Annotated in this window: 17 protein-coding genes, 1 other RNA gene and 2 pseudogenes; 17 read left to right on the forward strand and 3 right to left on the reverse strand. The window is 45.2% G+C overall.

Features of this window, described 5'->3' with window-relative positions:
• Positions 1-203 precede the first annotated feature (203 nt).
• The 4 genes from AACQ38_RS14955 to serA all read left to right on the forward strand — a co-directional run bounded on the left by AACQ38_RS14955 (position 204) and on the right by serA (position 2,844).
• Positions 204-365, forward strand: coding sequence for a hypothetical protein (locus tag AACQ38_RS14955; RefSeq protein WP_011147774.1), 162 nt, complete (start codon positions 204-206; stop codon positions 363-365).
• 153 nt (positions 366-518) lie between these two features.
• Complete coding sequence (locus AACQ38_RS14960; protein ID WP_165578475.1) at positions 519-665, forward strand: hypothetical protein; 147 nt, start codon at positions 519-521, stop codon at positions 663-665.
• Positions 666-671: 6 nt separating this feature from the next.
• A complete protein-coding gene (gene rpiA, locus AACQ38_RS14965) occupies positions 672-1,331 on the forward strand; it encodes a ribose-5-phosphate isomerase RpiA (protein ID WP_011147773.1) in 660 nt (219 codons plus the stop codon).
• A 271-nt stretch (positions 1,332-1,602) separates the two neighbouring features.
• Complete coding sequence (serA, locus tag AACQ38_RS14970; RefSeq protein ID WP_165578476.1) at positions 1,603-2,844, forward strand: phosphoglycerate dehydrogenase; 1,242 nt, start codon at positions 1,603-1,605, stop codon at positions 2,842-2,844.
• A gap of 48 nt (positions 2,845-2,892) precedes the next feature.
• On the opposite strand, the gene AACQ38_RS14975 is transcribed toward serA, so the two are convergent.
• The 3 genes from AACQ38_RS14975 to zapA all read right to left on the reverse strand — a co-directional run bounded on the left by AACQ38_RS14975 (position 2,893) and on the right by zapA (position 4,153).
• A complete protein-coding gene (locus tag AACQ38_RS14975) occupies positions 2,893-3,489 on the reverse strand; it encodes a 5-formyltetrahydrofolate cyclo-ligase (protein WP_165578477.1) in 597 nt (198 codons plus the stop codon).
• A gap of 37 nt (positions 3,490-3,526) precedes the next feature.
• Positions 3,527-3,713, reverse strand: a non-coding RNA gene (ssrS, locus tag AACQ38_RS14980) — 6S RNA.
• 110 nt (positions 3,714-3,823) lie between these two features.
• The gene (gene zapA, locus AACQ38_RS14985; RefSeq protein WP_011147770.1) at positions 3,824-4,153 is read right to left on the reverse strand and encodes a cell division protein ZapA; all 330 of its coding nucleotides are present in this window, start codon (positions 4,151-4,153) and stop codon (positions 3,824-3,826) included.
• Positions 4,154-4,342: 189 nt separating this feature from the next.
• Between zapA and AACQ38_RS14990 the strand changes: the two genes are divergently transcribed.
• The 13 genes and pseudogenes from AACQ38_RS14990 (at position 4,343) to AACQ38_RS15045 (ending at position 25,716) form a co-directional block, all read left to right on the forward strand.
• Positions 4,343-4,918, forward strand: coding sequence for a YecA/YgfB family protein (locus tag AACQ38_RS14990; protein WP_011147769.1), 576 nt, complete (start codon positions 4,343-4,345; stop codon positions 4,916-4,918).
• A gap of 204 nt (positions 4,919-5,122) precedes the next feature.
• Positions 5,123-6,439, forward strand: coding sequence for a Xaa-Pro aminopeptidase (pepP, locus tag AACQ38_RS14995; protein ID WP_011147768.1), 1,317 nt, complete (start codon positions 5,123-5,125; stop codon positions 6,437-6,439).
• A gap of 7 nt (positions 6,440-6,446) precedes the next feature.
• Positions 6,447-7,625 (forward strand): 2-octaprenyl-6-methoxyphenyl hydroxylase, encoded by a 1,179-nt coding sequence (ubiH, locus tag AACQ38_RS15000; protein ID WP_165578478.1) that lies wholly within the window; start codon positions 6,447-6,449, stop codon positions 7,623-7,625.
• Between the two features lie 38 nt (positions 7,626-7,663).
• On the forward strand, positions 7,664-8,884 hold the full coding sequence (ubiI, locus tag AACQ38_RS15005; RefSeq protein WP_165578491.1) for an FAD-dependent 2-octaprenylphenol hydroxylase: 1,221 nt from the start codon (positions 7,664-7,666) through the stop codon (positions 8,882-8,884).
• Positions 8,885-9,242: 358 nt separating this feature from the next.
• Positions 9,243-10,337: a glycine cleavage system aminomethyltransferase GcvT gene (gene gcvT / locus AACQ38_RS15010; protein WP_109791763.1), complete on the forward strand. Its 1,095-nt coding sequence runs from the start codon at positions 9,243-9,245 to the stop codon at positions 10,335-10,337.
• A 121-nt stretch (positions 10,338-10,458) separates the two neighbouring features.
• Positions 10,459-10,851: a glycine cleavage system protein GcvH gene (gene gcvH, locus AACQ38_RS15015; protein ID WP_165578479.1), complete on the forward strand. Its 393-nt coding sequence runs from the start codon at positions 10,459-10,461 to the stop codon at positions 10,849-10,851.
• An 87-nt stretch (positions 10,852-10,938) separates the two neighbouring features.
• Entirely contained in the window at positions 10,939-13,815 is a 2,877-nt protein-coding gene (gene gcvP / locus AACQ38_RS15020; RefSeq protein ID WP_165578480.1) for an aminomethyl-transferring glycine dehydrogenase, read from the forward strand.
• Positions 13,816-14,311: 496 nt separating this feature from the next.
• Positions 14,312-14,671 carry a hypothetical protein gene (locus tag AACQ38_RS15025; protein WP_165578481.1) on the forward strand — a complete coding sequence of 120 codons (360 nt, stop codon included), beginning with the start codon at positions 14,312-14,314 and terminating at the stop codon, positions 14,669-14,671.
• Positions 14,623-21,027, forward strand: a pseudogene (locus AACQ38_RS15030) (two-partner secretion domain-containing protein); the annotation flags it as partial. The gene AACQ38_RS15025 and the pseudogene AACQ38_RS15030, both read left to right, overlap by 49 nt.
• Before the next feature lie 1,044 nt (positions 21,028-22,071).
• A pseudogene (locus tag AACQ38_RS24130) lies at positions 22,072-23,715 on the forward strand (DUF637 domain-containing protein); the annotation flags it as partial.
• Positions 23,712-24,008 carry a barstar family protein gene (locus tag AACQ38_RS15035; RefSeq protein ID WP_149617208.1) on the forward strand — a complete coding sequence of 99 codons (297 nt, stop codon included), beginning with the start codon at positions 23,712-23,714 and terminating at the stop codon, positions 24,006-24,008. The pseudogene AACQ38_RS24130 and the gene AACQ38_RS15035, both read left to right, overlap by 4 nt.
• 158 nt (positions 24,009-24,166) lie before the next feature.
• A complete protein-coding gene (locus AACQ38_RS15040) occupies positions 24,167-24,670 on the forward strand; it encodes a hypothetical protein (RefSeq protein ID WP_165578482.1) in 504 nt (167 codons plus the stop codon).
• Positions 24,671-24,810: 140 nt separating this feature from the next.
• The gene (locus AACQ38_RS15045) at positions 24,811-25,716 is read left to right on the forward strand and encodes a DUF769 domain-containing protein (protein ID WP_165578483.1); all 906 of its coding nucleotides are present in this window, start codon (positions 24,811-24,813) and stop codon (positions 25,714-25,716) included.
• Positions 25,717-25,721 lie beyond the last annotated feature (5 nt).

Genomic DNA, 25,721 nt, shown 5'->3' on the forward strand with positions numbered 1-25,721 from the left:
CCAACAAAGAGGCAACTTGAAAGATAACGGGTATAGTATCTTGGTAGACTAGGTGGGATAATTATTTTGTTCATTTAGATTTGTTGAAGGTGAAATCTTACTAAATTTGTTGCATGGCCATAACAGAGAGATTTTGTCGGGAATTTTTTGTCCTGTATGACTAAATCAGTTCAGTAATGTGAAGTTGTTTTAGAGGTGTTGCTATGAGAACACAAAAAGAACCGATGTTCGATACTATTCAAACTTATAAAAAAGCTGGAGAGACCTTAGATTTTCTCATGAAAGTAGGTCCGGTTTTAGAAGATCATGCACAGGCACCAAGTCAAGAAAAGCAAGGTCGTCGTCGTAACAAAGAGGCTGCATAGACATCACTCTTTTTGTAGCCCGCTAGTATGGCGGGTTTTTCACATTATTTAGTCTTAATTTTCCATGATTCATCTCACTCAACTTATACCTAATGGATTTCAAGACGCATCGCGACGGCAAGGGAGCGAATCCCCGGGAGCATGGATAACGATGTGACTGGGGTGAGCGAGTGTAGCCAACAAAGAGGCAACTTGAAAGATAACGGGTATAATTGCGGTTTCTTTGTTGCTATCAAGGTTTATACTAGCAAGGTTTATACTAGTCGACAGGCTTTCCTTGTAACTGATAATAGGCAATGAATTGATATGACTCAGGACGAACTAAAAAAAGCAGTAGGTTGGGCAGCACTCGAATTTGTTACACCAGGAACAGTTGTGGGTGTGGGGACAGGCTCAACGGCTTCACACTTTATTGATGCCCTCGGTTCCATTAAAGATCAGATTGAAGGGGCAGTATCCAGCTCTGAGGCTTCTACTGAGAAGTTAAAAAGTTTGGGGATTCCTGTATTCGATTGTAATGAAGTCGATTCCCTTGATATCTACGTTGATGGCGCGGATGAAATCAATGGCAATATGCAGATGATTAAAGGCGGTGGTGCTGCATTGACGCGTGAAAAAATCATTGCTGCAATAGCAAAAAAATTCGTTTGTATTGTTGATGCTTCTAAAAAAGTTGAGGTATTGGGTAAATTCCCTCTGCCGGTTGAGGTGATTCCAATGGCTCGGGCTTATGTTGCTCGTGAGTTGGTTAAATTGGGGGGAGTACCAAAATATCGTCAGAATGTTGTGACTGATAACGGCAATGTGATTCTTGATGTGCATAATCTAGCCATACTCGATCCTGCTGAGTTAGAGAATAAAATTAATCGTATCTCAGGTGTGGTGACTGTGGGCCTATTTGCTAACCGTGGTGCGGATATTGTATTGATGGGAACACTTGATGGAGTGGAAACCATCACTCAATAATATTATTTACAGGGGCGGAATTTTTCGCCCTTAAAAATTTTTTCACTTTTAGAATAGGTGGAGAATTTAGTGATATATTTCATATCTCTGATTGTTATTTGATCTAAATCCTAATTTTGTTCTTTTTCAGATCATTTTATTCCTCATAATAACTACTTTATTAAGACTTATGTGATGGGAATAGCAATCGTTTATATTGCTGTGTTCGTTTTTTTGTTATGTTGAGAGAATGAATCTTAAATGTAACGAAGCGTAACAATAGGCAGGATAAATGGTTAAGGTATCTCTGGAAAAAGATAAGATTAAATTTTTGCTATTAGAAGGTGTACATCAGAGCACGGTAGAAAATCTACGAGCAGCCGGTTATAGCAATATCGAATATCATAAGGGAGCATTAGATCCCAAAGAGTTAAAAGAGGCAATTCGTGATACCCATTTTGTTGGTATCCGTTCCCGCACACAACTGACCGAAGACATTTTTCAGGCGGCCGAAAAATTGGTTGCTGTAGGCTGTTTTTGCATTGGTACCAATCAGGTTGATCTGAAAGCGGCTGCAAAACGTGGTATCCCTGTCTTTAATGCGCCATTTTCTAATACCCGTTCTGTTGCTGAAATGGTCCTTGGTGAGCTGTTGTTATTGCTGCGTCGTATCCCTTTGGCGAATGCGAAAGCTCATCGTGGCGTGTGGGATAAGCAGGCTAAAGGCTGCTATGAAGTTCGTGGTAAAAAACTGGGCATTATCGGTTACGGTCATATTGGCACTCAGCTTGGTATTCTGGCTGAAAATATTGGTATGGATGTCTACTTTTACGATATTGAAAACAAATTGCCGTTAGGTAACGCTCATCAGGTACGTCACTTGTCAGAATTACTGAATATGAGTGATGTGGTTAGTTTGCATGTACCAGAAACGCCATCAACTAAAAATATGATTGGTACAACTGAACTGACCCTGATGAAACCGGGTTCTATCCTGATTAATGCTTCACGCGGAACGGTGGTGGATATCCCGGCATTATGTGATGCATTGGAAAGTGAACATCTGTCAGGGGCGGCTGTGGATGTGTTCCCTGTTGAACCGGCAACCAATAATGATCCATTTGAGTCACCGTTACGTAAATTTGATAACGTGTTGCTGACCCCACATATTGGTGGTTCTACCCAAGAAGCGCAGGAAAACATTGGTTATGAAGTCGCAGGAAAGTTAGCGAAATACTCTGATAATGGTTCTACCTTATCAGCAGTAAACTTCCCAGAAGTGTCTCTTCCTGTTCATGCTGATGATACCAACCGGTTTCTACATATTCATGAAAATCGCCCGGGTATATTGAACAGTATTAACCAGGTGTTTGCTGAACAGGATATCAATATTGCCGCTCAGTATCTGCGTACCAGTGGGGACATGGGTTATGTGGTGATTGATATTGTGACTGAAAATCCGGCTCAAGCTGAAATGGTATTTCAGAAACTGAAAGCATTGCCGGGTACTATCCGTTCTCGTCTGCTTTACTGAGTATTTTGATATGTCAAAAATGGGTGCTTTGTGTAAGGCACCCATTTTTTACTGCCATTGCCAGATTTTTTCAGGTGTGATGATTTCGGGTAATGGGATATCCCATTCGGCTATGGGCAGTGTATCGACTAACTGACAGTTATGCGCCAGACCTATCGGGTAGAAATTTTTTTGTTGCCATTGCCTCAATGTACGATCGTAAAAGCCACCACCCATGCCAAGCCGTTGTCCTGTGCGGTCAAAAGCAACCAGCGGGATCATCATGATATCCAGCTCTGATAACGGTAAAACCTGCTCAACATTCAGCGGTGGCTCTTCTATATTGAAGCGATTTCTGACAAGCCGACTATTGGGTTGATAGTTTAAAAATAGCAGATGGTGATGACGGAAAGGGTGCAATACCGGCAGATAGATCTGTTTATTTTGTTGCCAGAGTTGGTTAATCAGTGGACGGGTATCGAGTTCACCATCAAACGAAAGGAATAGCGCGATTTTGTTGGCTTGGTGAATTTTGGGGTGGTTGATTGCTCGCTCAGCAGCCTGTCTTGCAAAAAGAGATTGTTGTTCAGAAGTGAGTTCACGGCGTTGTTGGCGTATTTTCTTTCTAATGCTTTGTCTGAGTGATAATAGGCGCTCTGATTGCATAGAACTTGCCAGTGGATAGCAGCAGCGATTAAGGTTGAGATTCTCCAAGATGCCGTTACAGGTAGTAACCCTTGAACCCTTGGTTCAAGGTGAACGCAGCGTCGCAGCTTTAAGGCTTCTCGGCTGGACCGAGCATGCACACCAGACTACGGAGCACCACATTCTATAATGTATGAAATATCGGCTCAGGGGACTTTCCCCGTTAACGAACATCTCAGAGAAATTTATTCAGCGCTTGTAAGCAACTTTATGACACCTATTGTATGAAACTAAACACAGAAAGCAACTAATTCTCGAATGATTCACTCACTAATGCATGATTTATCAATAGAATTCATTCATTTGATGAAATAGTACTCTCAGTGATGCGACCTTGTTCCACTAATGCTTGTTCTATAGTCTGTTGAAGCATCTTTATTTTCTGTTCCATATTATAGGCATAGTCACGGGTTTTCACTTTTTCTTGTGCCAATTCGTGACAGATATTCAGTGCTACAATAAAAATCAGTTGTTCAGTATTGGTTACTCTGGTGCGCTCTTTTAAATCGTCTAAACGTTGCTCAAGTTCCACAGCCGCAGCCAGCAATGCTTCTTTTTGCTCTGATGGACAATTGACACGTAGTGACCGCCCAAAAATGTGGATATCTACTGGTTGTGCAGACATGACCCCTTCCTGACTTATTGCTGCGTCCCGGTTTTAATTCTGAATTATAGAAGAATTGAAACCGGCGCCAATCATTATAACGCCATACCGACAGACAACTCACGATTACCTAAGGTTGTTGTCTGGTATAGCGACTCCCCTTGGTGGTAGCATAGCATGAACTTACACCGTCAACGATGACCAATACACATGTCTATACAGAATTCATTACCAGATTATCAATCTTTTGACGAAACATTGCATCAACAGTCAGTGGCACTGACGGCAGCGGAGATGCATGGGTTGATTAGCGGCCTGCTGTGCGGCGGTAATCGCGACAGTAGTTGGCAGGTCTTAGTTCATGACTTAGCGAATGATGGGTTAGCTTTTTCTCATCCATTAGCCCAAAAATTGCGTGAATTACGTGAAATCACATTCGAATCATTGGATGACAGTAATTTTGCATTCGGTTTATTGCTGCCAGATGAGGAAGATAATGTATTTGAACGAGCAGATGCATTAGCTGGATGGGTTAACCATTTTTTGCTGGGATTAGGGGTTGCTCAACCGAAGTTCGCGGATAGAAAAGAGATTAGTGAGATTATTGGTGATTTGCGCAATATCGGTCTGCTTGGTTATGAAGAAGGTGATGATCAAGAAGAGTTGTCCCAAGCACTGGAAGAGGTCCTTGAATATGTGCAAGTGGCCGCACAGCTTTGCTATATCGCCTTTACTGAACCTAAAACCGTTTTAATCGCCAAAAATGATAAACCAACATTGCATTAATTGGTGTTTATTGAACGCAGCCAACAAAGAGGTACCTTGAAAGATAACGGGTACATACCCTATGGATTTCAAGATGCATCGCGACGGCAAGGGAGTGAATCCCCGGGAGCATAGCGAACTATGTGACTGGGGTGAACGAGTGCCGCCAACAAAGAGGCAACTTGAAAGATAACGGGTATAATTAACTAAGTCGCAGGAGAGGGTATGATCAAACAAGAATATTTATCCCGCCGTCAGGCTTTACTGGCAAAAATGGCTCCGGCCAGCGCAGCGATTATTTTTTCTTCTCCGCCTGCGCCACGAAATTCAGATAATGAATATCCCTATCGTCAGCATAGCGATTTCCTTTATTTGACTGGGTTTAATGAACCGGAAGCGGTGCTGATATTAATTAAGAGTGATGATACGCATAATCATAGTGTGCTTTTTAATCGAGCGAGTGACTTGACTGCGGAAATTTGGTTTGGTCGTCGTCTTGGGCAAGAAGCGGCACCGGAAAAACTGGGTATTGATCGCGCTTTGCCTTTTGATGATATCAAAGAAGAGCTTTACCTGTTGCTGAATGGTTTGAATGTGGTTTATCACGCGCAAGGTGAATTTGCCTACGCAGATGAAATTGTCTTTCATGCGTTGGATATATTAAGAAAAGGCGGTCGCCGTAATCTTTCAGCGCCTTTATCGATAACTGATTGGCGCCCTTGGGTACATGAAATGCGGTTGTTCAAATCTAAGGCAGAAATTGAGGCTATGCGCCGGGCAGGTAAAATCAGTGCTCAGGCCCATAGGCGCGCGATGAAAGTTTGCCGCCCAGGAATGTTTGAGTATCAACTGGAAGCTGAAATTCATCACGAATTTACACATCAAGGGGCTCGCTATCCTGCTTACAACACGATTGTTGGGAGCGGTGAAAATAGCTGTATTCTGCACTACACCGAGAATGAAAGCAGGATGAAAGAGGGTGACTTGGTGTTGGTTGACGCAGGTTGTGAATATCTGGGGTATGCCGGAGATATCACCCGTACTTTCCCTGTCAATGGCAAGTTTACTCGTGCTCAGCGTGAAATTTACGATATCGTACTGAAAACGTTAAATGTTTCGTTGGAATTGTATAAGCCAGGTACCAGCATCAACAAGGTCACAGAACATGTGGTGCGGATTATGGTGGAAGAGTTGGTGAAACTGGGCATTATGCACGGTGAAGTTGAGCATTTAATCGAAACCAAAGCCTATCGCCAATTCTTTATGCATGGCCTCGGTCATTGGTTAGGATTGGATGTGCACGATGTCGGTGACTATGGCGTAGAGCGCGACCGTATTTTGCAACCAGGAATGGTATTGACGGTTGAACCGGGGCTGTATATTGCACCAGATGCCGATGTACCGATGGAATATCGGGGTATCGGTATCCGTATTGAAGATGACATTTTGATCACTGAAACAGGTAATGAAAACCTGACAGCCAGTGTCACTAAAGAAGCTGATGAGATTGAAGCTCTGATGGCGGAAGCAAAACAGGGTTAAGTTAAGAATGAACGTGATTATCGTTGGTGGAGGCATGACCGGCGCGACGCTTGCGCTGGCGATATCTTCCCTGAGTAAGGGGCAGATCCATGTGTCCCTGATTGAAGCAGCAGAGCCGGAGCAGAAACATCCCGGCTTTGATGCCAGAGCGATAGCGCTGGCTTACGGTACTTGTCAGCGTTTACAACAGATTGGTGTTTGGCCTGCTCTGGAAGATTATGTGATACCAATAACTCACGTTCATGTTAGTGATCGTGGTCATGCAGGGTTTGTGAATCTTTATGCAAAAGAATATAACATTCCAGCGCTAGGTAATGTTATTGAATTGTATGATGCAGGGCAGGGTTTGTTCGGATTGCTGAAAAATGCGCCTGGTGTAACGCTATATTGTCCATCCAAGGTTATGGCTGTTGAAAGAACTTTGTCATCGGTTGCTGTCATTTTGGACAGTGGCGAACGATTGCAAGGTGAATTGCTGGTAGCAGCAGATGGCAGTCATTCTGCCATTGGTCACGCTTGTAATATTCAGTGGCAGCGGCATGCTTATGAGCAGGTTGCCGTGATTACTAATGTACTGACTTCAGAGCATCCGCGAGGTAGGGCATTTGAACGTTTCACCGAATATGGCCCACTTGCTTTGCTGCCAATGCCTGAGGGGCGGAGCTCGCTGGTATGGTGCCATCAGTTGGCGCGGAGAAAGGAGATAGCGGGTTGGAATAATGAGCAATTTCTTCGGCAGTTACAGCAAGCATTTGGCTGGCGACTGGGGAAAATATTGGAAACCGGTCAACGTCATTGCTATCCATTGACACTATCTACTGCAAATCAACAAATTAGCCACCGATTAGCGCTGGTGGGAAATGCTGCACAGACATTACATCCGATTGCGGGTCAGGGTTTCAATCTTGGTATGCGAGATGTTATGACACTGGCTCAGATTGTTTCTGAGGCTTTTGCTGCTGGTCAGGATATTGGTGCTTACCAGGTTCTGGCTAACTATCAACAGCAACGGGTTTTAGATCGGGAAAACACCATTGATATTACCGATGGATTGATACGGGTATTTGCCAATCGTTATTTTCCATTACAAATCGGGCGTAACTTTGGCCTGATGATGATGGAAAAATGCCCACCTATGCGGGATATACTGGCCCGTCAGACTCTAGGTTGGGTCGCCCAAAGATAACCGCAGATAAAGCAGACAAAATAAGAGGACGTTATATTATGCAATCATTTGATGTGGTTATCGCTGGTGGCGGTATGGTTGGTTTAGCGCTTGCCTGTGGCTTACAAGGCAGTGGCTTGCGAGTGGCTGTGGTGGAGAGCTATCCGCCGACTCAATCCGTTGTTGCTGGAGAAGAGTACACTTTGCGGGTTTCTGCGATTAATGCAGCTAGTGAGCGCTTATTGCAGCATCTTGGTGTGTGGCAAGATATTTTGGATATGCGCACCAGTCCTTATCAGGAAATTGAGGTTTGGGAGCGGGATAGCTTTGGCCGTATTCGGTTCAGTGCGGCTGAATATGGGCTGGAATATCTTGGTCATATCATTGAAAACCGAGTTATCCGTGAAACATTATGGAAAAAAGCAGATAGCTTATCTGACGTGACCATTTTGGCACCCGCGGCTTTGAAACAGGTTGCTTGGGGTGAAAATGAAACTTTTATGACTTTATCCGATGGTCGCATGTTAACTGCTCGTTTAGTTGTTGGTGCTGATGGTGCTCATTCATGGTTGCGTCAACATGCTGATATCCCTCTCACATTCTGGGATTATGAACATCATGCATTGGTAGCCACTATTCGCACCGAAGAGCCGCACGGCTGGGTTGCTCGTCAGGTCTTTTATGGTGAGGGTATTTTGGCGTTTTTGCCGCTTGCCGATCCCCATTTATGTTCTATCGTCTGGTCACTACCGGGTGAAGTCGCAGAACAGTACAAACAGCTTGATCATAGGCGTTTCAACCAGCAATTGGCGGTAGACTTTGATCTGCGCCTTGGTCAATGTGAACTGATGAGTGAGCGTCTGACGATTCCACTGACGGGTCGTTATGCCCGTAATTTTGCGGCTCATCGTCTGGCCTTGTTGGGAGATGCCGCCCATACTATTCACCCATTGGCAGGCCAAGGCGTGAATTTGGGCTTTATGGATGTCGCTGAGCTGATAGGTGAATTGCGTCGTTTGCATGGTCAGGGAAAAGATATTGGTCAGCACTTTTATTTACGTCGTTATGAGCGCCGACGTAAACATGGTGCTGCTGTGATGCTGGCCGGGATGCAAGGTTTTCGTCAATTATTTGATGGCAATAATCCGGCGAAAAAACTTTTGCGGGATGTCGGGTTGTCTCTGGCAGATAATTTACCGGGAATTAAACCTAAATTACTTCGTCAGGCAATGGGATTGAATGACTTGCCGGACTGGCTCTGTTCGGCTGAAAAAATCTAATTTAGCCTCTGCTTATCGATAACTTTTTCTCATACCTTGCTGAAATATGAATAGGTGATTTTATTCATATTTCAGTTAGCTTGTAACAGAAAATGGGTGTTTTCTAAAGTTAATTGTTAATTTTGAGTATTATGACTCATTTTAATAGTTGAAAATTCTGCATACTCACAACACGTTTTTTGATGGTCACTGGATTGAACCCTATTTTTACTTATGGTTCATTTTGGTTTTCAGTGATAACTTTCATTTTAAGATATCGTTTGCGTCGCGTTTTTTAGCCGCTTTTTGTTCATGATTCACAGTATCTGTCGGTTAATACGCGGTATGTTTTCATGTAGGAAATGAAAAGAGGGAAATAATGGCAAAACAAACCCCATTGTATGACCAGCATCTGGCTTGTGGTGCACGTATGGTAGATTTTCATGGCTGGATGATGCCTTTGCATTATGGTTCACAAATGGATGAACATCACATTGTCCGCACTCATGCTGGTATGTTTGATGTTTCCCACATGACGATTGTGGATCTGCATGGTACTGGTTGCCGTGATTTCCTGCGTTATTTGTTGGCAAATGACATTGCTAAACTGACAGAAAAGGGTAAAGCCTTATACACCGGGATGCTTAATGCTTCTGGTGGTGTAATTGATGACCTGATTGTTTATTACCTTAGCAATGATTTTTATCGGTTGGTGGTCAATTCTGCGACTCGTGAGAAAGATCTGGCTTGGATTAATGAACATGTCGCCAGTTACCCGGTTGATATTCAGGTTCGTGATGATCTGGCATTAATTGCGGTTCAGGGGCCTGACGCTCAGGCAAAAGTAGAGTCTCTATTGAATGATGAACAAAAACAGACTATTGCCGGAATGAAACCTTTCTTTGGTGTTCAGGCGGGGGATCTGTTTATCGCAACAACGGGTTATACCGGTGAGGCGGGTTATGAAGTGGCATTACCAAAAGAGCAAGCAGCCGATTTCTGGCAAAAATTGCTGAGTGTCGGCGTTAAGCCTGCGGGGTTAGGTGCGCGTGATACGCTGCGACTTGAAGCCGGTATGAACCTCTATGGACAGGAAATGGATGAAACCATTTCTCCCCTTGTGGCTAACATGGGCTGGACAATCGCTTGGAAACCCGAAGATCGCCAGTTTATCGGCCGTGAAGCGCTAGAAAAACAGCGTGAAGAGGGCACTGAACAGTTGGTTGGTTTGGTGATGAGAGAAAAGGGTGTGTTACGCGGTGGTTTAGCGGTTAGTTTTACTGATGAGATGGGCGCCTTACATTCTGGCGTTATTACCAGTGGTACGTTCTCTCCAACATTAGGATTCAGTATTGCCCTTGCCCGTGTGCCGCAAGGAATTGGTGAACAGGCGGTTGTCCAAATCCGCAATCGTGAAATGCCGGTTCAGGTAGTCAAACCTAGCTTTGTACGGGCGGGCAAACCTCTCGTATAGTCATTTTTATCGAATAATAACTTGATGAGTAAATAGTCATTTATCCCGGTAAGCATAATTGGTGCAGGAGCACAAAATAGCCTAATAGGGGTAGATTCTAGGATTGAAGGAGATGATGGTAATGAGTAATGTACCCGCAGAGTTAAAATATGTTGAATCACATGAGTGGGTTCGTGCAGAAGGTAATGATGAATACACGGTAGGTATTACCGAGCATGCACAGGAGCTGCTCGGTGATATGGTTTTTGTTGATTTGCCGGAAGTAGGTGATCAAATCAATCTTGGTGATGATTGTGCGGTTGTTGAATCAGTAAAAGCGGCTTCTGATATCTATGCACCACTGAGTGGTAAAATTATTGCCGTTAATGACGCGCTAAATGACTCGCCTGAACTGGTTAACAGTGAGCCTTATCATGAAGGCTGGCTGTTCCGTATTAAAGCCTCTGATAAAAGTGAACTTTCGAGTTTGCTGAATGCCGAAGGATATCAGGCACTTCTGGACGAAGAAGAATAATATACTTACCGTCGCCCTGTTTCACATTGTGAGCAGGGCGTTTTTATTTGTATGCCATTTCTGGCCAGCTTCAGGAATTAGTCACAAATGACCCAGACATTAAGCCAACTCGAAAATCAGGGCGAGTTTATCCGCCGTCATATTGGCTCTTCCGCCGAACAGCAAAAAGAGATGCTGGCGACAGTGGGGGCAAGTTCTCTTAATGATTTAACACAGAAAATTGTTCCTCGTGATATCGCGTTGCCAGAGCCGCCCGATGTTGGTGGCGGTGCAACTGAACAGCAAGCACTAGCTGAATTGAAAGCGATTGCCAGCCAAAATAAACGTTACCAATCCTATATTGGCATGGGGTATGCGCCTGCGGTGCTTCCGCCAGTTATTTTGCGTAATTTATTAGAAAATCCTGGCTGGTATACCGCTTATACACCTTATCAACCAGAAGTTTCTCAAGGTCGCCTTGAATCACTGTTAAATTTCCAACAAGTGACGATCGATTTGACGGGGTTGGATATTGCTTCTGCTTCTTTGCTGGATGAAGCCACCGCGGCGGCTGAAGCAATGGCAATGGCAAAACGTATCAGCAAACTGAAAAATGCTGACCGTTTCTTTGTTGCTGATGATATCCATCCTCAAACATTAGATGTTGTTCGTACCCGCGCGGAAACCTTTGGCTTTGATGTGATTGTGGATAAAGCAGAAAAAGTCTTGGAGCTGGACGGTGTATTTGGTGTGTTGTTACAACAGGTTGGCACGACAGGTGAAGTTCATGATTATGCGGATCTGATCGCACAACTGAAACAGCGCAAAATCATTGTCAGTGTTGCCGCTGATTTGATGGCGTTGCTGCTGCTGACTGCACCGGGTAAACAAGGCGCTGACATGGTGTTTGGTTCAGCTCAGCGTTTTGGGGTACCAATGGGATATGGCGGTCCCCACGCCGCATTTTTTGCCAGCCGTGATGAATTCAAACGTTCTATGCCGGGACGTATTATCGGTGTTTCCCGAGATGCGGCAGGTAATACGGCACTGCGCATGGCAATGCAGACCCGTGAGCAGCATATCCGTCGTGAGAAAGCGAATTCCAACATCTGTACGGCTCAGGTGTTGCTGGCAAATATCGCGGCGATGTATGCGGTATATCATGGTTCGAAGGGGCTGAAACGCATTGCAGGTCGTATTCATCGTCTGACTGACATTCTGGCGGTTGGGTTACAGAAAGCTGGGTTTACTCTACGTTACAAAACTTGGTTTGATACGCTGACGGTTGAAGTTGCTGATAAAGCGGCGGTATTGGCCCGGGCAGAGAAAGCTGAAATCAATTTGCGTACCGATACTTACGGCGCGGTGGGGATCACATTGAGTGAAGCTACCCGCCGTGATGATGTGATCAAATTGTTCTCTGTGCTGACAGGCACGGATGACAAGCTAGATGTTGAAGCACTGGATAAAGAGCTGATGACGGAAAGTCACTCCATTCCTGCCTCAATGTTGCGTAGTGATGAAATCCTGCTGCATCCAAATTTCAACCGTTATCACAGCGAAACGGATATGATGCGTTATATGCATCGTCTTGAGCGCCGAGATTTGGCACTGAATCAGGCCATGATCCCATTGGGTTCTTGCACCATGAAACTTAATGCCGCGGCAGAAATGTTGCCGATCTCTTGGCCTGAATTTAATGAACTACACCCATTCTGTCCGCCAGAGCAAGCGCAGGGTTATCAGCAAATGATCAGCCAATTATCTCACTGGCTGGTGCAACTGACAGGTTACGATGTCGTTTGTATGCAACCAAACTCCGGTGCACAGGGTGAATATGCGGGTCTGCTTGCTATTCGCCGTTACCATGAAAGTCGTGGAGAAGGGCATCGTCATATCTGTTTGATCCCCAGTTCTGCTCATGGTACTAACCCGGCATCTGCTCATATGGCAGGCATGACCGTTGTGGTGGTGAGTTGCGATAAAGAGGGCAACATTGATCTGGCAGACCTGCGTGAAAAAGCGGAAGAATCAGGTAATGAGCTTTCCTGCATCATGGTGACTTACCCATCGACCCACGGCGTATATGAAGAAACTATTCGTCAGGTGTGTGAAATCATTCACCAGTATGGTGGTCAGGTTTACCTTGATGGTGCGAATATGAATGCGCAGGTTGGTATCACCGCGCCCGGTTTTATCGGAGCTGATGTTTCGCACCTCAACCTGCATAAAACATTCTGTATCCCACACGGCGGTGGTGGCCCAGGTATGGGGCCGATTGGCGTAAAGGCCCATTTGGCCCCGTTCTTACCGGGACACTCGGTAGTTCAAATGGATGGCCTTACTGAACAGAGAGCTGTCTCAGCGGCACCATTTGGTAGTGCTTCTATTTTGCCGATTAGCTGGATGTATATCCGTATGATGGGCTCGCAAGGGTTGAAGCAGGCAAGCCAGACGGCGATTTTGAATGCTAACTATATTGCTGCTCGCTTAAAGAATGATTATGACGTGTTGTATACGGGTCATAACGGTTATGTGGCACATGAATGTATTCTGGATATTCGACCGTTGAAAGAAGAGTTTGGTATCAGTGAGATGGATATTGCCAAGCGCTTGATTGACTATGGCTTCCATGCGCCAACCATGTCATTCCCGGTTGCCGGCACGCTGATGGTGGAACCCACGGAATCAGAAAGCAAAGTGGAAATTGATCGCTTTGTGGATGCTATGCTGGCGATCCGTGCTGAAATTGGCAAAGTGGCAAAAGGTGAGTGGTCATTAGAAGATAACCCATTGGTTAACGCGCCTCACGTACAAGCTGAACTGGTTTCTGACTGGAGCCATAGTTACAGCCGTGAAACTGCGGTTTTCCCAACCTTGGAAACCAAAGCCAATAAATATTGGCCTGCGGTTAAACGCCTTGATGATGTTTACGGTGATCGTAATCTGCATTGCTCTTGTGCACCTGTCAGTGATTATCAATAATCACTCATAAAATAGCCAACGCCAGCATAATAACTGGCGTTGCTATTATTTATATTTATTGGCGAAGTCGATTTAAATATAAAATTAATTTATATATTTAATGCCTTTTTCTCTCAAAATTTACATGCTATTTCTAATCTAACGGCATCTTTCATTATTGCTATTTTTATTTAATAAAATGTTTTTATTGATATTTTATTTAAATAGGTTTTTATGGGTAATGATATTTCATTAATATAAAATTGAAACTATTATTAATATAATAATTTATTATTATTGTATGATATTCACAATCCTTAGTCTTTTCCTTCTACTCTGTCACCATTTAATATCTCCAGCTTTATCGCGATTTTCTGGCATTTAATATATCAAATTCGCCATTAGCAGGATTAAAAATCCAGATGCTGATCGCATTTCGTACTGATGATTTAGACAAGAAAATAATTCAATATTAGAATAGTTTTATTATTCCACTATCAAATTATAAATATTTTCTATGGAAAGATTATCGCTTTATCGCCGCAGCTTGGCAGTACTTATCCTGCGGACAATATCCGAATGGACACATGTTTCAACATCGGGTGCATTGGGATCTATTTGTCACATTATTCACCGGATTGAATTTGCAGGGGCAGAAAGTTTGTCCCGGTCAGACCAAGAACACTCGATGTATTCTTATTTATCTGCGGGTTTAACTTTGCAGGATATCAACGCACGGGTACGAGAAACCGCTAATACCTCATTGGGTAATTTATTAGTCAGCATGACTGACTTTGTCACACTTAAATTAGGAAAAGGGACAGTACGATGGATAAACGCCACAACTCGATGGCTAGGGTCACAAGTTATCTTTTAATTTACCTGACGGCAATCCAGCCATTGCACCCGGCTATGGCTATCGGCATAACACCGGATAACAACCGCACACAGGTACAAAATCAGGGCAATGTACCGGTGGTGAATATCGCCACACCGAATGATGCAGGGATATCCCACAACACCTATCAAGAGTTCAATATTGCCACGCAGGGGGCCGTACTTAATAACGCGACACAGGCGGCTCAATCACAACTGGCAGGGCAACTTAACGCGAACCCTAACCTGAAAGGCAAAGCAGCGGAACTGATTATTAACGAAGTCACCGGCAGTGGCCGCTCTGACCTGCAAGGCCAGTTGGAAATTGTTGGCAATAAAGCCAACGTGATGATTGCCAACCCTAACGGCATTACCTGCGATGGTTGTGGTTTTATTAATACCGCTAGCGCAACCCTGACCACCGGTAAACCCCAATTTGATAAACAGGGTGCGTTGGAAGCACTGGAAGTGAAAAAAGGCCAGATTACCATTGGCGGCAAAGGGCTGGACGGCAAGACGACGGATTATGTCGATATCATCAGCCGGGCGGCGGAGTTGAATGGAAAAATTCAGGCTAACACTCTGTCGCTGACTCAGGGGGCCAACCGTGTCAGCTTGAAAGACGGCACGGTGAAATCTATCGCCGGAGAAGGGGCAAAACCGCAATTAGCGGTTGATACCAAAGCTTTAGGCGGTATGTATGCCAATAAAATCCGACTGGTTGCCACTGAAGACGGGGTTGGGGTTAATCTCACCAACCTGACCACAGCGCAGGACGCTATCAGCTTAACCGCTGAGGGTAAAATTATCTTGGGGGAGGTGCATGCCAAGACGGACATTAATATCAACAGCAAAGCCATTGAAACGGCGGCACAAAGCCGTGTGCAAGCGGGTCAACATCTGATCTTGACCACCGAAACACTGAGGAATCAAGGCCAAATCCGGGCGGATGGTGATGTCACGATTAAAGCGACTCAACTTGATAACGTAAACCCGACTAAGCAAAGCCACCCGATTATTACCGCGGGTAAAAACAACAGCATTACCGCGAACGAGATAAATAATGTTGGTGAGTTAAGCGCGGGACAAAATCTCACCCTGACAGGCAAAAATTTTTCAACCAAAGCGATAAAAGACAGTCAGGATAATATCATCGGTAAACTGAGTGCTGGTGGGGATCTGACGGCGACATTTCAAGATACATTTCGTTTTGATTTTGATAAAGAACATATTAAAGCGGGAAAAAAAACCACTGATCTGGCGTTAATCACCGGGAAAAACATTTCTCTCACTGCCCGAGATTTAGTGAATCGTGCGTCAATGAGGGCAGAACAAAACTTAGCCGTTGACGCAGAAACAATCTATTTAGCTCAAGGGAATTTAAAAGCCGGGAACCATGTCATGCTGGATGGAAAGTCACATCTTGATGTGAATGGCTATGATATCTCCGGTCGTGATGTGACCTTGCTTGCCAGCCGAGGGCTGCTGTCTGTTGTCTCTGGAGACGACTATACCCCGGAAGGAATAAGGGTATTAACCACGCTTTCTGCTGATAACATATTACGTATTATCGCCGAGGGTCCTATTAATATCGCCGATACTCTGATTAACCGGGCGAAAAATATCTTTTTGGCAACCAATGATAAGCTTGAGATTTATGCCTCTGGTGATTTAATTGATGAGCAGAGTTCACTCAATGACGGCGCTAAACAAGCATTCATTAATCAGCGTCTGCGCCAGCTCAGCCAATTGCAAGCGGATGAAAATATTGAGATCCATGCAGGAAAGATTGTCGATCTGAGAAGCATTTCCTTGACGGCGGGGAAAGATATCACGCTGACCAGTGGCGGCACGCTTGATGTGAGTAAAATCACAGCAGAGGACCCCTATGAATATGAAGATGAACACGGAACGGGTTATGAAAAGCATTATGAATATGAAAATGCTGATGACGAGGAAGGCGAACAATCTTACCCACAATTTCAATTACCCATAGCGAGCAGTATCATCACTGCCGGCAATAATTTAACCCTTAATGCTGGTGGTGACATTATTGATACTGAGGCAACTTTGTCGGCAAAAGGGGTGACTGCCATTGTCAAAAACAACGCAGAGTTACATTCACCGTCAGAGAGGTATAACTCAGTTGAAGGGAAATATACGCCAGTCACTTCTGCGCTGATTGCATGTGCGTTAAGCCATGCTCCTCAACTGACCATAAACGCCTCAGAAGTAGAAGGAGAAGTCCCAGGGATTAAACTGGCGGATAAGCAAACTCGGATCACCTCGAAAAACAATCACCCTATTATTCATATTGCGGCACCTAACGCCCGTGGTGTTTCACATAACCGTTATCAGGAGTTTAATGTTGGGGCTTCCGGGCTGGTGCTCAATAATGCTACCGAAGCTACCCAATCCGTACTGGCGGGACAAATTGGGGCGAACCCTCACTTCAACGGTCAATCGGCTGAACTGATTATTAATGAAGTGGTGGGTACCTTAGCCTCAAATCTGCAAGGGCTGTTGGAAGTTGCAGGGCAGAAAGCTAATGTCTTCATTGTTAACCCGAACGGTATGACCTGTAATGGTTGTCGCTTTGTTAATACTCCGGCTGTCACCTTATCGACCGGTAAACCGGTATTTGATAAAGATGGCGCATTAGCGGCCTTGGAAGTGAAAAAAGGCGCTATCACCTTGGGTGAAAAGGGACTGGATGCAACAGCGCAAGATTCGATCGCTATCATCAGCCGGACCACTAAGCTTAACGGTAAACTCCAGGCGAAAAGCCTGACATTGACACAAGGTCCCAACCAGATTGATTTCAAACGCGGGACCCTTGTTCCCATGACAGGGGAAGATTATGGCCCTTGGGAAGCGATTGATACCGGGTTATTAGGGGGAATGTATGCCAATAAAATCCGTCTGGTGAGTACCGAGCCGGGTAAGGTTGTCAATCTGACCAACCTGACGGCAACCCAAGGCGACATCAGTCTGACGGCGGATGGCAAGGTGACTCTGGGGGATGTACAGGCCAAAACGGATATCACCGTTAACGGTAAAGACATTGACATGGTGAAAAAAAGTCATATGCAAGCCGGTCAACATCTGATATTGACAACCGATACATTGCAGAGTTGGGGACGAATTCGTGCCGACGGTGATGTCACTATTAAAGCGAAAACCTTGTCTTTAGATGGGGGAAATATCACCGCCGGGAACCAGGTTCTGCTACAGGGAAAGAACAGTTTTACGGTGCGTGGCACGGATATTTCAGGTCATGACATTACCTTGATTGCCAATAGTTATAATACTTCTGTTTCACCTAGTGACACGTCGGAAAGCACACAAGTATTACCTATTATTTCTGCGGTTAATACGCTGCGTATTCTGTCTGAACAGGGAATATCGCTTTCAGATACGCTAATTAATCGGGCGAAAAATATCTTTATGGCGAGTAATGGGTGGATTGGTATTAATCAGCATTTGGCGGCGGATGAGAATATTGATCTTCACGCTGGAGGGGGGATAAAGTTGGATGGGATTTCCCTGACCGCCGGGAAAGATATTACCCTGACCAGTGGTGGCTCGATTAATATTGGCAAGGTCACCGCTGGCAACAATTTAGCGCTGATTGCCGACAGCAATATAACAGAGACAGCATTATCGGCAGAAGGGACGGCCGCAGTCGCCCAATATAGTACCGCGTTGCACTTAGCCGACGGGAGATATACTCCGGTGACTTCGGCGTTGATTGACCTCGCATTAGATAATGCCCCCCAACTGACCATCAATATCCCAGAAATAGCTGGTGGAATACCCGGGATTCAACTGGCGGATAAGCGAGCGCGGATTGCTGTGAGAAATAACCTGCCTATTATCCATATTGCGGCACCGAATTCCCGGGGTGTTTCACATAACCGTTATCGGGAGTTTAATGTTGGGGCTTCCGGGCTGGTGCTCAATAATGCTACCGAAGCTACCCAATCTGTACTGGCGGGACAAATTGGGGCGAACCCTCACTTCAACGGTCAATCGGCTGAGTTGATTATTAATGAAGTGGTGGGGACTTTAGCCTCAAATCTACAGGGTCTGTTGGAAGTGGTGGGGCAAAAAGCCCCGGTCTTCATCGCTAACCCGAACGGCATAACCTGTCATGGTTGTGGTTTTATCAATACCCCGGCTGTCACCTTATCGACCGGTAAACCGGTATTTGATAAAGAGGGCGCGTTAGCGGCTTTAGAGGTGAAAAAAGGTGTCATAACCTTTGATGAAAAGGGGCTGGACGCAACGGCGCAGGATGCTGTCGACATTATCAGCCGTGCGACGATACTTAACGGCAAAGTGCAGGCGAAAAACCTGACATTGACACAAGGGGCCAACCGGATTGATTTCAAACGCGGGATTCTTGTCCCTATTGCAGGCGAGGGTGATACCTCTTGGAAAGCGATTGATACCGGGTCATTGGGGGGAATGTATGCCAATAAAATCCGTCTGGTGAGTACTGAGGCGGGTAAGGAAGTTAACCTGACCAACCTGACGGCAACGCAAGGCGACATTAGTCTGACGGCGGATGGTAAGGTGACTCTGGGCAATATACAGGCCAAAACGGATATCACCGTTAGCAGTAAAAGCATTAAAACGGCGGAACAGAGTCATGTGCAGGCAGGGAAAGAGATCACGCTTGCCGCGAACACGCTGAACAACACCGGTAAGATTATCGCAGAAGGTGACATGCGGTTATTTATCGACCATTTATACAATCAGTATAAGGGGCTGATTCAGGCAAATAATCATCTCTGGCTGCAAAAAGACGCGAGCGGTAATTTAAGCACTGAAATTAACAACACTTCAGCGACACTGAAAACCCATAACGGCGATATTATTATTCGCGCAAAAGCGTTAAATAATGCCTGGGATGCCAGCGTCGCGGCGGGAATGAACGCTTATATCCATGCAACGAAGCTGGATAATGATGAAAGTCAGTTTCATGCGAAGAAAAATCTCATCTTAACCGGTCACGATTTTAACCGCGGGATGGACGGTAAACTCTCCGCCGATCTGAATGTGGTGGCTGATTTTATTCATCAACTCCGCGGAACGGCATTCATCTCGGCGAAAAATATTCTGCTGCATGCCGGTGAAATTATTAACATAGGGCACCTCAACGCGGGCAATGATCTGTCCGTCATCGCCGAGCGTCGAATGTATGCCGGCCAGAGTACACTGGAGGCAAAAAGAAATCTGACCTTGATTGCAGGTAAAGATATTGAGGCTTTTCAAGTCGGGTTGAAGGGAGAAAATATTGAACTGCTTACGCGTGAAGGCGACATCCAGATGTGGGGGGACGGTTCGCGTATTTCGGCCGACAACAATTTGCGGATATTCGCGGATCACAAACTGGATCTCTATGGTCTTTTGTTCGATAAATCAAACACGATAACGTTAAACGCGGGTCATGAAATTGATACCAGCCGGGTTAAATTGGCCGTGCAGAAAAATCTGACACTGATTGCGGGCAAAGGTATCACTGCCCGTGAAACCGAGCTGAAAGGGGAAAATATTGAGCTTCTCGCGCGTGAAGGCAACATTCAAATGGGCGGGCATGATTCGCGTATTTCGGCCAGCAATAATGTGCAGATGTTCGCGAGCAACAAACTGGATCTCCAGGGTCTTTTGTTCGATAAAGCCAACAATATAACGTTAAATGCGGGTCATGAAATTAATGCCGACCGGGTTAAATTAGCGGCAAATAAAAATCTGACCTTAATTGCGGGCAAAGATATCACCGCCCGTCAGGCAGAATTAAAAGGGGAAAATGTTGAACTTCTGGTGCGTGAAGGCGACATCCAAATGGGGCGGAATCAGCCTTATGAGTTATTAGCCTCAATTTCGGCCGATAATCATTTACGGATTTCCGCAGGCAACGATCTGGATCTTTCCGGTACCCGGTTAGATAAATCACACAATCTGACATTAAGTGCGGGTCGTAACCTGAATGCCAGTCAAAGCCAATTGAACGCGGCGGGCAATATTAATCTGTTGGCGGGAAATGATTTAATGTTGCGGCAAGCGGGTATCCGGGCGGGGCAACAAGTCATGCTCAGTGCGGGTCGCGATATTGATATCTCTCGCCCCAATACGCCAGAGAGCCTGTTTTATTTATCCGAATTAGATGGATTAGACAAATTCTCTGAATTAGGTACGCAAATTACCGCGGGTGATCACCTGCAACTCAGTGCAGGGGGCGATATTGCGGGTATCGCGAGATTAATATCGACTAAAGGAAATGTCTCGGTTAACGCTGGTCGGGATTTACTGTTCTCTGCCCGGAAATATTCGCCGATTAATGATGGCGATAAACAATACCTTTATGCCACCAGCGCCATCAATGCTGCCAAGAATCTCACACTAGTTGCAGCAGGCAACCTGCTGACCTCCGGGGCCAGCTTGACATCCGGCAGTGATATGCTGCTGTCCGCGGGTGGCAATGTTCGCTTTGAATCGCGACAAGAATTTATCCGCGAGGGGAATATTGAGCGCTTTACGCAACACGCCAGTCGGCTGAATAGTGGTGGCGCATTAACTATTCGCTCTCAGGGCAGTATTTTATTCCAGGCGACGGCGTTAATCGCCAAAGGGGTGATGGATATTGCGGCAACAGGTGGCTTTCTCTATGCGCAAGCGATGGAAGAAGTCTACAGGCGGGAAGAAACAGAGAAAAGCTGTAAAGGTTTGGGGCCCATAAAGTCGTGTAAAGTGTTTGGGTCTAAAACCGAACATAGAATACAAATCAAGAAGACCAACAAAGTCACAGAATTTACGGCCGGGGGTGATATTAACCTGATGGCAAAAGATGAGGTGACATTGGAAGCGAGTCGGATAGAAACCGGTAAAAACGCGAAAATCACCAGCCAGACAGGGAAAGTGAACTTCAAGGCGATGCCCAATATTGATTTTGAGCAGAGCATCACGACATCAAAAGGCTTTTTTATTACACAGCGCGATAAAGGTCACCGTGAGGAGACTTGGATAATCCCGTCAGTGCATGTTGGCGGTACGCTGACGGTGGAGGCGGCGACAGGCATCAATGCGGATGTGAAAGTGAAAGAGGGGCAGTTACTGGAAGACGCGTTAGGGGTACTGAGTCACACTCCCGGTACGGAATGGCTGAAAAATCTTCAAGGCCGCAATGATGTCCAGTGGAATCAGGTTAAGGACGCTTACAGTAGCTGGGACAAAAAAAGCGAAAGCTTAAACCCCGTAGTGGGTGCGGTGATTGCGATTGCGGTCGCGGCGGTCACGGCGGGTTCGGGCCTGGCGGCCTGGGCGGGAAGTGGTGCCGTGGGGGCGACAGGCGCTACGGGAGCCACGGCGAGCGCGGTTTATGGGGCGGCTTATGGCGGAATGATCGGGTTGACCTCGCAGGCGGCGGTGGCCTTAGTTGAAAATAAAGGGGATCTCACCAAGACACTGGCTGCCTTAGCGAAGCGCGAAGCCGTCAAATCCCTCGTGACCCAAATCGCCGTGGGTGGTGCATTAGGGGGCTTAGACCACACGATGGGCTGGGGAAAATTAGTGGAGGGAAAAGGCGTTGTCGATCCGCTAAAAGCGCAGCTTCCTTTATTGAGTAATCAGAATTGGAGTCAGGTGGCCCAGCGTGTTGCGGCGCAATCCATCGTCAGCTCGACAATAGGGACGGCGATTAACGGCGGCAGTTTTACGGATAACCTGCAAACCGCGTTGTTGAGCAATATCGGTAATCAGATTAATGCGGAAGGTGCCAAACTGATTGGTGATAACGGGGAGATTTTAGGCCACTCAGGTAAGATATTGAGCCATGCGGTTGTGGCAGGCATTAGCGCTGAAATCGCCGGCGGGGATGCTAAAGGGGCGGCTGTAGGTGCGCTGGCGGCTGAATTAGCGGCAATCACAATGGAAAGCCGGCTATTTGAACCGGCGTATAAAAATGAAACCGAGCGACAAATCCATAAAATTCAGGAAGCGCTGACGGGTAATGAAGTTAAGGCCCAGACAGCCAAATTTATCGGGGCATTATCAGGTGCCCTGATTAGCCATACCCCGGAAGGCGCTTACAGTGCGGCAAACAGCGCGGAGCTTGTCTATCGTAATAACATGACTGAGCACATGTTGTATCAGTTATCGGTAGAGAATCAAAAAGACATCTTAGCGGCAGGAAAAGGGGATAAAGCTGCGGAAGCGCGCGTCATTGCGCGGCAGGATGCGGCGATTGCCGTCACCGCAGTAGCGGCGGGCGGTTATGCGCTGGTTTATGGCGGTCAGATACTGATTGCCGCCTCGGCTGAAATGGCAACGGCAGGGCGTGTTGCACTTGAAGGCTGTAAAACCAATCCGGCGCTGTGCCTGAATAACGTAGGCATTTTTGTTGCTGATGCGGTTGCGCCAGAAGCGGCGGTTGGAACGGGTGTTTTGGCTGCGGGAACGGTAAAAGTATTAGGTAGCACCAAAGAAGGTGCCAAGGATTTGGCAGAAGGATTGAGTCATGCGGGTATGCAGGTCGCTGAGGCATTAACACCGGGTGGTGTGGCTGACATAATAGATGTGGGTAAAACTGCGGCGGAAGCAGCGGCTGCGAAAATTGTGGTAGCGAGCACTGCTAAAAGCATGAATAATGCAGCTCATAATGCTGCTAATTACGCTGGCCTTAAGATGGATCTGAAAACAACTCAAGCTGCAAATGAAGTAGTGGAAAGTTTGAAAACTACAGGTCAGTTGCCGAAAAATTATGTCACCAAGAACCAAGCGGTAGGTAATGGTTGGAAGCCTGGAAAGGCTCTCAATAATACTACACCTGGAGGTCAATTAGGTGGAGATATCTTTGAGAATTCAAATAACCTACTACCATCCTCTCCTAGCCGAGTATGGCGTGAGGCTGACATAGGATTGGATAATACGATGTCTCGTGGTAATCAACCAGGAACTCGATTGCTGTATTCTAATGATGGTTTGTTATATATCACCGTTGATCATTACGCAACGGCTATTTCAATAGGTAAGTGGAAATGAGAGATCATAAAATTATTTTAGATGGAAAAAACATCTGTTCAGAGAGTGATTTTCATAAAGTACTATCTGAACAGTTAGAATTTGGCCCTTATTATGGGAATAATCTTGATGCGTTATGGGATCGTTTAAGTAATGATATTGAACGTCCAGTAACAATTGTTTGGCTAAATTCTGAATCTTCTCATCAGTATTTGGGCGATATTTTTAAAAAAATTATTACTGTATTTAATCGGGTCAAAGAACAAGATATCAATTTTAAGCTAGCTGATAAATTTGACTATCAATTAGAGTAACTGGGTTATGTAGCGGTTAATGCGACTAAAAATTTGCTTAATAAGTCTTTAAGATGGGATGTCCCTGGAATGATGAATGGTAGCGAGGGAACTTATGAGTTAGTTGTTGATCCCAAAACTAATACTGTGCTTCATTTCTTATTCAAAAGTGGTCAATAATGCAAAACATGAATTTCTTATGGAAACTTTGTGTCAAACCTCTACAGGGCAAACTTATCTATCGAGAGTCTGAGTATTCGATAGATTTTATTGATTATTCTGAGGTTGAAGTTGAAAGGAAAACAGGTAATCAAGGATGTACATCTTTAACTATTGGGACACTTCAAATTGAAGTAGGGGTTGAATCAGGTAAATTACTTTACCCGTGGGGTTTATATCCATTGCAGCATTGTGAATCAAGAGAACTAATAATTCCCACTATGTTACCTGGTGAGATCTTCGTTTATCTTAACAATACTAAGTTAATTCAAGGTGTTGCTATGGACATCCCAAATATAAATTTGTGGCCTGCATTTAGGGATCCATCTACAAAGTGGATATGTATCGGTGATGATGAATTGATTGGTGGAATAACTGTTATTCAGTTTGCTGATAATGTAGCAATGGCACTTAGAAATGATTCACTAATGTCCTTATGGATTAAGCCTGTATCTGAGGAGTGAAGATTGCTCTAGTTATTGTGACTTGTACCGAGGCTGTTATTTGTCCTTAATCCATCAACATTAACCTACGGGGATAATACTTAAGTCGTGTAGGGATTAAATGACTTAATTCTCAGTCATTCTAAACACAGCTAGACAACATGACTGAGCACATGTTGTATCAGTTATCGGTAGATAATCAAAAAGACATCTTAGCGGCAGGAAAAGGGGATAAAGCTGCGGAAGCGCGCGTCATTGCACGGCAGGATGCGGCGATTGCCGTCACCGCGGTGGCGGCAGGCGGTTACGCGCTGGTTTATGGCGGTCAGATACTGATTGCCGCCTCGGCTGAAATGGCAACGGCAGGGCGTGTTGCGCTTGAAGGCTGTAAAACGAATCCGGCGCTATGCTTGAATAACGTGGGCATTTTTGTTGCTGATGCGATTGCGCCAGAAGCGGCGGTTGGGACCGGAGTTTTGGTGTCTAACTCTGTTCTTATTTTGGATAAAAGCAAAGAGAGCGCCAGTGCATTGACAAAAGCGTTAAATGAATCCGCGAGTGTTTTATCGAAAACTGGGAAGTTCGAAGAAAAAGCAGTTGCACAGATCATTCAAGCTGAAATGAAAAGTGATGTACTGTCAAAATCAACTCTTGATGCTCTGCAAACAGTTCAAAAGATACATAAAGAAGATATTCTTAATATTTTTGACCGTAATAATACCGAAAGTGATTTAATGGTTTTTGGACAAAAATTTAAGCAAGTGTTAGGTGAAGGAGGTAGCAACAAAGCTGGTAATGTTAAAGTGTTTGCGACCGAAAAATTGACTGAGCAGAATATTCGCGCTTATGCAGAAAGTTTAACGGGTGGAGTACCTTTCACAGAAATACCTAATAAACTTGGTCGTTATTATGCCAAGTTAGCAAACGGTAGTACCGTAAACTTGCGTAAAGTTTCAACCAGTGCAGATAGAACTAAAGCACGCTGGACGATTGAAATTATTGGTGATGAGCAAATAGGAAAATTGCAAGATAAGGTTAAGAAACCTGTGGAAATAAAGTTTCAATAAGGAAT

It is taken from the genome of Photorhabdus sp. RW14-46 (assembly GCF_963887965.1).
GTDB lineage: Bacteria > Pseudomonadota > Gammaproteobacteria > Enterobacterales > Enterobacteriaceae > Photorhabdus > Photorhabdus laumondii.